Origin of the sequence: Actinomyces sp. 594 (assembly GCF_019325145.1) — a bacterium.
GTDB lineage: Bacteria > Actinomycetota > Actinomycetes > Actinomycetales > Actinomycetaceae > Actinomyces.
Genome location: NZ_PIZC01000066.1, coordinates 39747 through 49117, shown reverse-complemented (window position 1 = coordinate 49117; position 9371 = coordinate 39747). Strand labels below are relative to the sequence as shown.

Genomic DNA, 9371 nt, shown 5'->3' with positions numbered 1-9371 from the left:
CGTAGCAGACCGCCCGGGCGGGGTCGGCGGCGGGTCGGGCCGACCCGCCGCCGACCAATCAGAGGAGCTCAGGCGAGCTCGACCGCCAGCCAGGAGGCGGGCGGCAGCGTGGTGGTGAGCACGCCGTCGGCCAGCGTCACCTCGTGGGGGACGGGGCGGACGCGGTCGGGGTCGTCGGCGGTGTTGACGGCGTCGAGGTCGTCGGGGGCGATGATCTGAGCTTGCGTAACGCGGCTCGCGCCCAGGGGCCCCAGCGCGGCGGTGACGTCCACCGAATCGGTCAGTGAGCGGTTCAGGGCCAGCAGCGAGCCGGTGGAGGTCTCCTCTTCCCAGGTGACCACGGCGTCGACGGTGTCGACCTCACCGTAGCGCTCGGTGCCGGTGACTGGGCTGGCGACGACGGCGTCATAGGCCTGGCCGCGGGCGATCCGGGAGGCGATGGCGAAGGGGTGGAAGGTGGTCTGCCGCCAGGCGCGCCCGCCCTTCTCGGTCATGATCGGGGCGATCACGTTGACCAGCTGAGCCATCGAGGCGGCCTTGACCCGGTCGGCGTGACGCAGCAGGGAGATGAGCAGGCCGCCGACCACCAGGGCGTCGGCACCGGTGTAGACGTCCTCGATGCGGGGAGCGGCCTCCGGCCAGTCGTCGGGGGCGAAGCCGTGCTCGATGGAGTTCCAGGCTCCCAGGCGCCAGACGTTCCACTCGTCCACACTGACCATGATCTTCTTGCTCGAGCGGTGCTTGGCGCCGACGGCGTCGGCGGTGGCAATGACCCCGTCAATGAAGCGGTCCAGGTCCACGCCGGCGGCGAGGAAGCTGGCCCGGTCCTGGGCATCGGGATCGACGTAGCGGTGCAGGCTGATGTAGTCGACCTCGTCGTAGGCCAGGTCGAGGATGGTGCGCTCCCAGTCGCCGAAGGTGGGCATCTCCCAGCCGGAGGAGCCGCAGGCCACCAGCTCCAGGTCCTGGTCCACCATGTGCATGGCGCGGGCCGTGGACAGGGCCAAGTATGCGTAGTCCGCCGCATTCTTGTGGCCCACCTGCCAGGGGCCGTCCATCTCGTTGCCCAGGCACCACATGCGCACGTTGTAAGGGTCCTCGTGCCCGTTGGCGCGGCGCAGGTTGGCGTACTGAGTGTCCGCCCGGCCGTTGACGTAGTCGAGGAGGTTTACGGCGTCGGTCTCCCCGCGGGTGCCGAGGTTGATGGCCATCATCGGCTCGATGCCGGCCTGGTCGCACCAGGTCATGAACTGGTCGGTACCGAAGGTGTTGGGCTCGGTGGTGTGCCAGGCCAGCTCCAGCCGCCGGGGCCGGTCCTGGATGGGGCCGACACCGTCCTCCCAGCGGTAATTGGACACGAAGTTGCCGCCGGGGTAGCGCACGGTGGTGACACCGAGTTCGCGCACCAGCTCCATGACGTCCTGGCGCAGGCCGTTGGCGTCGGCGGTCGGGTGGTCGGGCTCGAAGATGCCGGTGTAGACGCAGCGCCCCATGTGCTCCACGAAGGAGCCGTACATGCGGGGCGAGATACGGCCGATAGGGCGGTCGGCGTCGACCGAGATGCGTGCTGCCAAGGGAATCTCTCCTTTGAGTCGGTTGGGCCGCGCCTCCGGCGGGCGGTGCCGGAGTGCTTGCGTTGCCACCATCGTGTCCCGATACTTCAACGTTGTCAACCTCCGCTACTGCGCCTCTAAGAACGAGATCCCACCCACGTTCCACCGCCATAACCGCATTTTTCAGAACCGCCAACGAAACAAAGGCGAACGGCAGCACTTGACATCGTTGAATGTGCGCTACCGCATAGTTGGAGGCGGTATCTGTATGCTGCCGCGCATGGCCGCCACACTGCTCGACGTCGCCGCCCTCGCAGGCGTCTCGCCGAAGACTGTCTCGCGGGTGGTCAACGGCGAGCCGGGGGTATCCCCCACCACGCGCGAGCGCGTGCTCGCGGCTGTAGCACGTACCAGCTACTGCCCGAACGCCTCCGCCCGTTCGCTGCGCACCGGACACTCCAACACGATCGGCCTTGCGGTGCCGGAACTGAACCAGCCCTTCTTCGCCGAGATCGCCGACCGCATTGCCGCCGAGGCCCGCCGCCACGACCTGGCCGTGGTGCTGGGAGTCACCGGCGAGCGCGGTCAGTGGGAGGCGAGATTTCTGGCCGACCACCCCGATCTCGACGGCACCATCATGTACTGGCAGGGAATGGCGCCGGAGGAGGTCACCGAGGCCGCTTCCCGGTATCGGCTGGTGCTGCTCGGGGAAAGGCGCCACGACGTCGTCGATCGCGTCGCCATGGACAATGACTGCGGTATCGGCCTGGTTGTCTCGCATCTGCGGGCCCTGGGGCGTAAGCACATAGCCGCCCTCGGCGTGGCCTCCGAGGGCGAGTGGACGCATGCGGCCGCACTGACCCGCACCGCGGCCCTACGCGCGGCGCTGTCACAGCACGGGCTCGAGCTGGATGAACGCCTGCTGGTCGCCTCCTCCGAGTGGCGCCCCATCGACGGCGCCAACGCGGTGCGCGTGCTGCTGGACCGCGGCATCGGCTTCGATGCGGTGATCGCCTTCAACGACGCACTCGCGCTCGGCGCACTGCACGAACTCGCGGCGTCCGGGATACGCATACCGCAGGACGTGGCCGTGACCGGTATCGACAATCTTGAGCTGTCGCGCTACACCTCCCCGTCGCTGACAACCGTCTCCCCCTCTCTGGGCGCCTACGCCGCCGACGCCGTCTCACTGCTGCGGCGGCGCATTGCCGCACCGGACGCCCCCGCGCGCACCGTCATTGAGGACGTAGTGCTTTTGGCACGTGATTCCACCGTCGGGGGTGAGGCACCGTGGCCGCGCGCGTGACCATGAGCGACGTCGCCCGCCGCGCGGGCGTGTCCGCTAAGACCGTCTCCAATGTGCTGCGAGGGGCGCCGGGGGCCTCGCCCGAAACGCGCCAACGCGTACTTGAGGCGGTCACGGCGCTGGGCTACCGGCTCAATCCGAGTGCCTCGGCGCTGCGCAGCGGGCGCCGCGGGCGCATCACCTTGGCCATACCCACCCTGCAGCAGCCGTTGTACGCCGCGCTGGCGCAGGGGCTGATGCGGGCAGCCGCTCACACGTCGGTGGTCCTGGAGCTCACCCAGGGTGAGGCGGACCGGGAGCAGGAGATTCTGGCTGGGTCGTGGGCGAAGCGGTCCGACGCCGCCGTACTCGTGCCGCGGGGCGTGGACCCGGCGTCACTAGCGTGCGGGGAAGTGGCTCAGACGAAGTCGCCCCTGGTACTCATCGCCGATTCCGGCCCGCCGGACTTGCCGCGCGTATCCTGCCCGCCTGAGGCACAGGTGAAGCTGGTTGCGGCGCACCTGCGCGCATTGGGGCGGCTCCGCCCGGCGGTGGTCGGCGTAGCCGAGGCCGCCGACCACTGGACCGGCGCCTGCGTGCAGGGCCTGCGGGAGTCAGGGCTGCGCGTCGACGACGACGCCGTAATCCGGGTGGGTGTCCCCGACGGAATGCTCGGCGGGGTCGAGGCGGTAGCGCGGCTGGCTCACGCCGCTCTCCCCGTGAATGCCATGGTCTGTCACAACGACGCCCTTGCGGCGGGCGCCGTCAGCGCGCTGAGGCGGCGAGGTGTGCAGGTGCCGGCGGAGGTGGTTGTGGTCGGCCGGGGGAACACCGACGCCGCCGCCTTCGCCACTCCGACGCTCACCAGCGTGGACCTGGACCTGCCGGCCATGGCCGAGGGTGCGCTGACGCTGCTCGGTATCGGGCCTGCGGGGGGCCGCCGTGAGGAATCGCTCCCACCCCACCTTACGCAGGCGCGGCTGGTGACCACCACCCCGGCGCTGTCGGCGCGTGGTTCCACGGTCGACGGCGCCGGGGCGGGCCCGGAGCGGCTGGGTTAGCCCCCAGGCCGCGAATCGATCAGCTCAGCCCTGAGTCAGGCGGTAGTAGACCTGGTTGCCCCGCAGCTCCTGCACGAAGCCACGTGTGGTGGTGGCGGAGTCGATGAGGGCCAGCTCCATCCGGGCGATCTCGGCCAGGTCCTGCCACATCTCCAGGGTGGTGGCCGTGGTCATGACCGTGTGGTGGGCGGCGCCGGCCTGCATCCAGCACTCGGTGGAAGTGTAGAAGTCGGGGGCCGGCTCCCATACGGCGCGGGCCACGGGCAGCTTGGGCAGCGGCTCGTCGGAGCCGACGATCTTGACAACATTGGCGGTCAGGCGGAAGCGCTCGCGCATGTCGGACATGGCGACCACTAGGCCGGCGCCGGTGTCGGCGTCGAAGACCAGGCGCACAGGGTCCTCACGGTTCCCGATACCGAGCGGGTGGATCTCCAGGCGCGGCTTGGACTCGGTGAGCGAGGGGCAGACCTCGAGCATGTGGGCGCCGAGGATCTTCTCCTTACCGGGCGTCATCTCGTAGCAGTAGTCCTCCATCAGGGAGGCGCCGCCGGGCAGGCCGTAGCCCATGACCTTGGCGGCACGCACGAGCAGGGCCGTCTTCCAGTCGCCCTCGGCGCCGAAGCCGTAGCCGTCTGCCATGAGCCGCTGGACGGCCAGGCCCGGCAGCTGCCGCAGCCCGCCGAGGTCCTCGAAGTTGGTGGTGAAGGCGGTGGCACCGCGCTCCTGGAGGAAGCGGCGCATGCCGGCCTCGATGCGCGCGCCGTAGCGCAGGGACTCGTGGCGCTCGCCGCCGGGGCGCAGCTCCTCGACGACGTCGTAGGCGCCCAGGTACTCCTCGATGAGGGAGTCGACCTCCGCCTCGGTGACGGCGTCGACGACCTCGACCAGGTCGTTGACGCCCCAGGTGTTCACGCTGGCGCCTAGGCGCAGCTCGGCCTCGGTCTTGTCCCCCTCCGTGACGGCGACGTTACGCATATTGTCGCCGAAGCGGACCAGGCGGGTGTGGTGCAGGGCGTCCCAGCCGGCGGCGGCGCGCGCCCAGGTGCCGATCTTGACCTGGGTGTCCGCCTGGGTGGCGTGGCCGACGACGACCTTGCGGGGCTGGCTCAGGCGGGTCAGGATGTAGCCGAACTCGCGGTCACCGTGGGCGGCCTGGTTGAGGTTCATGTAGTCCATGTCGATGGTGGACCAGGGCAGGGACTGGGAGTACTGGGTGTGCAGTTGGACCAGGGGCTTGGACAGCGCATCGATGCCGCCGATCCACATCTTGGCCGGGGAGAAGGTGTGCATCCAGGCGATCACGCCGATGCAGGCGTCGGCGGCATTGGCGGCGAGCATGGCGGTGCGGATGGCATCGCGGTCCTTCAGGACCGGCTTCCAGACGATACGCACCGGGATGGCGTCGGCGGCGTCGAGCCACGCGGCGACCTGCCGGGACTGGTCGGCGACCTGCGCGAGGGTCTCCTCGCCGTACAGGTCCTGGCTCCCGGTGAGGAACCAGATCTCCTTGCCGTCGAACGGGCTGGGCAGAGCAGTCATGAGTTATTCTCCTTTGAATTATGAATTTTGGATGTTGAATTCAGCTGATTGCTGGGGGACCGGACTTGGTCAGTGCTGGCCGTAGACGTTCTGGTAGCGGTCGTTGAGCCGGTCGATCAGCTCCGGCTCAATCGGCACCATCTCACCCCCCTGACGCGCAATATGCACCGTACGCGCCACCTCCTCGCACATCGCCGCAGCCTTCACCGCGGCCCGCGCATCCCGCCCGATCGTGAACGGACCATGATTCGCCATCAACACCGCCGGAGACCGCGACCCCGCGAGAGTCTCCACAATCCCCCGACCAATCGAGTCATCCCCAATCAGAGCAAACGGACCCACCGGAATCTCACCCCCAAACTCATCCGCCATCATCGTCAGCACACACGGCACCGGCTCCCGCCGCGCCGCCCAAGCCGTCGCATACGTCGAATGCGTATGCACCACCCCGCCCACCTGGTCCATGTGCCGGTACACATACGCATGCGCCGCCGTATCCGACGACGGCACCAACCCCTCCGGCGTACCATCCACAATCTTGTCCCCATCCAGGGTGCACACCACCATGTTGTCCGCACACAGCTCCTCATACGCCACCCCAGACGGCTTAATCACGAACAAGTCCGTCCGCTCCACAGTCCCGTCCGGCCGGGTCACCACCACCCGCTCAGACACGTTCCCAGCCGTCCACACCACCAGCCCCCACCGAATCAGCTCCCCATGCAAACGCGCCACCCGCTCACGCGCATCAGCCACCGCCCCACGCACACCATCATCCAAATCAGCCAGCACAATCCGCTCGGTCATATCAGCCACGTTCTTCCCCCAGTTCGGTTTCTCGTGTGTCTTGTGGGCGGCAGTCAGGCTCGGCACCGTTGCCGCGAGGTGTCTTCCCGCCCCACGCGCACCACGGCGGTCAGTGGGGCACGTAGGCGAAGGGACCGGCCGCGGCGGTGGCCGCAGCACGGCACCACCAATAGTGAACGTTCACATCGATGCTGTCAAGGTGCTCTTCCGGCCGCCGTGGCACCCGACAGCGCATGGCACCCGGCGGCGCATGGCAGCCGGCAGCAGCTGCCGCTCACGCCACCGCCCGCCACCGGCTAAATGTCGATCTGGTCGTGCACCGCCACATTAATCAGTTCGACGCGCCCATCGGGCAGTCGCCAGAAGTGCAGCCTCCGCGCCGACGGGGTGTTCACCTGCACGGCCACGCGGAATGCCACGGCCCCGTCTGCCCGCGTACGCGCCTGCCCACTGTGGGTGTTCAGGCGCAACCGGTGCAGCTGACGCGAAGGTATGTCCTTGACCCGACCAGTGAGCACCTCGACCACAACCCTCAGCACGCGCTCGTGATCCACGCCCTCAAGCGCATCCACGGAGCCGATGAAACCGGGACCCACGATGTAGTCGGCCGGGAGGGGCCACTGCGCCTTGTCCTGCGGAGGAGTCAGCTGCGCCCAGGCCAAGTAGATCTCATGGCGGAGCTGGTCCTCCGGCTCCAGGAACAGCGGCTCGGCGCGCGCGGAATCCTCCCTGCGCCCGGTCTCATCCCGCGCCGCGTCGCGCTCAGACCTGCGCTGGGCGAGTCTGCGCGAGGCGCTGCGGTGCTGCGCCATGGAGTGCTGAAGCCGCTCCGTGAGCTGCGCCACCTCGCGCGTGGCCTCACGGTAGAGCTGGCTGGTCAGGGACAGCTCCATACGCAAGTGGTCGGTCTGCTCACGCTCCTGATCCAGTCGTTCGGCGAGCCGCGCCAGGCGCTCGCGCGCATCGGCCAGGCTGCGCTCCAGCTCGATGATCCGGCGTCCGCGGGCGTCACCCTCCGCCACCCCGCCCACGCCGAGGGGAGAGGGCACTACGGTTACACCGCGGTCGGCCCGGTCCTCAGCGGCGACGTCGCTGCGCGAAGCCGCCGCGGGTGACTCAGCAGCTCCGGGCCGCGGCTCAGGCGCGGGCATACCGTCCGCGCCCCCAGACACCAGGTCGGCCCCCTCCCAGGCCGCCTCTCCCGCCTCCTCCAGCCACGGGGGACCCCCGGGAAGCAGACTGGGGGCCGGGCGTACCGACTCGTCGTCGTCGACGTCATCCATGGACAGTGAGAGCCCGCCGGCGGTGGAGTCCACGCGGGCGCGTACCACCGCACCGATCCAGAACAGGTCATCCAGACTGTCGAACGGATTCGCAGTCACGCTCATCTTGGGAATCCGCACGGTCACCTGCGGGTAGGGCTCCACCACCAGCTCATCAGGAGTCATGGCCGCAACCCGGACCAGGATCACCTCGCCCGCCTCCAGCCCGTCCAGCGCCTGTCCCGCTGAGCGCAGGCTCGCCGAGACATCGAGGTATCCGGTAGTCGCATCATGCCTGCCCTCCACCTGCTGGCCGGCGGCAACCAACTGGCCCACGGTCACGTTCAGGGCGGGCACCGACTCCTCCGGGGAGATCATGGCCAGCGGCGAGTTCTCCTGCGCGCCCTCGACTAGTGCGCGGGACGGCGGCACGAGCATCCTCACCGTGCCCTTGAAGCTCTGCGTCGCCTGCGGCCGTTGCCCACGCGGCAGTATCCGGGCCAGCTCCCCGATCAGGCCGTCGGTCGCCCGCCGCCCGGACTCCGGATCCGTGGCCAGGAACAGCCGCGACCGGCTCCAGTCCGTGGCCCAGGCGAGGTCCGGGGAGTACATGCGGCCCGCCCCGCCGTAAACCTGCGTGTACTCCGGCATCGCGTCGGCAAAGGCATACGACGTGCGCCCGGTCTCCAGCAAGTAGACGGGCACGAGGCCACGCCCGTAGTGAGCCAGTGCGTCGGCATCGATCCAGGGGGCCTCGCTGCCCAGCGGCGTGGACACCACCACGACGGGCGCCTCCCGGCCTGCGCCCAGCAGGAGCTGGGCGAGCTCGCGGGCCTCGTCCGGAGTCGCCACCCGCACCGGCTCCGGCGGACGCGGCTGCTCCGGTTCTACTGCCGTCACGGGGTGTCCGGCATTGGAGCGCTTGTCCTTCCGTCGCCGTCTGACCACAACTACCTCCTGGGGTGGGTCCGTTAAACCGAAACCTTCAGGGCCGAGCACAGGCCAGTCTTCCACGCCTAGCTGCTCGCAACGCCCTCACGGCCCCCGCCCTGCTGCGAGTCCCCGGAGCGCTCCCCCAAATCCGTTGCGGCGCGTGGGCGTGTCTGGTCCCGCAAGACGACTATATTTCGAAATGGGTAACACTCCGGCTTGGGCGGTTCCTGCCGAAGCCGGGGCTACTCCTGTACGTTGCCGATTCGACCACTCCCTGGAGGTCAGCATGGCACGACTCGAGGACTCCGCGGCGCCGCTCAAGGACGCCATGGGCAACGCCCTGCTCGAGCTCATGCAAGAAAAACCGCTGAAGAAGATCAGCGCCAGCGATATTGCCACCCGCGCCGGACTGGGGCGGGTCACCTATTTCCGCCACTTCTCCTCCAAGGAGGAGGTACTGGCCTACAAGTACCAGACGGCCTGGACAGACTTCGCCGCCCACCACTGGTATGACGAGACGGATGACCGCGCCAACGCGATAGCCCTGTTCCGGTTCTGCTTGCGGATGCGGCAGGTCAACGAGCTCCTTTACGCCGCGGGGCAGCACAACGTTCTACTGGCAACGGTGCTTGACGCACTCGGCAGCGATGCACCGAGCCGCAAGGCCGAACCGGGAGGCGGCGAGGTGCCCAGCGCCGACTCCCGCGCACTAAACGCGCATCACTTCAAGGCTTACGGCCTGTTCGGCCTCATTGACACGTGGATACGCGGCGGCTACCACCAGTCGCCGGAGGACATGGCCGCCGAGTACGTCAGCTACCTCAGTCCTGAGATCGAGTCCCTGGGGGCACGCGGAGGTGGGCGCCGGACGGGTGGCCGGGCGGCGCGGATGCGCCGTCTCCAGCGTATCCGCGAGGAGGCGGCCCGGCAG

Annotated in this window: 7 protein-coding genes; 3 read left to right on the top strand and 4 right to left on the bottom strand. The window is 68.9% G+C overall.

What is annotated here, in order from left to right:
• Positions 1-68 precede the first annotated feature (68 nt).
• Complete coding sequence (locus GZ998_RS11780; protein WP_257505961.1) at positions 69-1574, bottom strand: alpha-N-arabinofuranosidase; 1506 nt, start codon at positions 1572-1574, stop codon at positions 69-71.
• A 259-nt stretch (positions 1575-1833) separates the two neighbouring features.
• Here GZ998_RS11780 and GZ998_RS11775 point away from each other — a divergent pair, with 259 nt between their 5' ends.
• The gene (locus GZ998_RS11775; protein WP_162680088.1) at positions 1834-2859 is read left to right on the top strand and encodes a LacI family DNA-binding transcriptional regulator; all 1026 of its coding nucleotides are present in this window, start codon (positions 1834-1836) and stop codon (positions 2857-2859) included.
• Positions 2844-3899: a LacI family DNA-binding transcriptional regulator gene (locus GZ998_RS11770; RefSeq protein WP_162680089.1), complete on the top strand. Its 1056-nt coding sequence runs from the start codon at positions 2844-2846 to the stop codon at positions 3897-3899. Before GZ998_RS11775 ends, GZ998_RS11770 begins: the two co-directional genes overlap by 16 nt.
• A gap of 24 nt (positions 3900-3923) precedes the next feature.
• On the opposite strand, the gene araA is transcribed toward GZ998_RS11770, so the two are convergent.
• The 3 genes from araA to GZ998_RS11755 all read right to left on the bottom strand — a co-directional run bounded on the left by araA (position 3924) and on the right by GZ998_RS11755 (position 8407).
• On the bottom strand, positions 3924-5438 hold the full coding sequence (gene araA / locus GZ998_RS11765) for an L-arabinose isomerase (RefSeq protein ID WP_257505959.1): 1515 nt from the start codon (positions 5436-5438) through the stop codon (positions 3924-3926).
• Positions 5439-5507: 69 nt separating this feature from the next.
• On the bottom strand, positions 5508-6245 hold the full coding sequence (locus GZ998_RS11760) for an L-ribulose-5-phosphate 4-epimerase (protein WP_219109936.1): 738 nt from the start codon (positions 6243-6245) through the stop codon (positions 5508-5510).
• A 296-nt stretch (positions 6246-6541) separates the two neighbouring features.
• Positions 6542-8407, bottom strand: a complete 1866-nt coding sequence (locus GZ998_RS11755; protein WP_219109935.1) for a hypothetical protein — start codon at positions 8405-8407, stop codon at positions 6542-6544.
• Between the two features lie 319 nt (positions 8408-8726).
• On the opposite strand from GZ998_RS11755, the gene GZ998_RS11750 reads away from it, so the two are divergent.
• Positions 8727-9371 (top strand): TetR/AcrR family transcriptional regulator (locus GZ998_RS11750; RefSeq protein WP_219109934.1); only part of this gene is annotated, 645 nt, incomplete at its 3' end.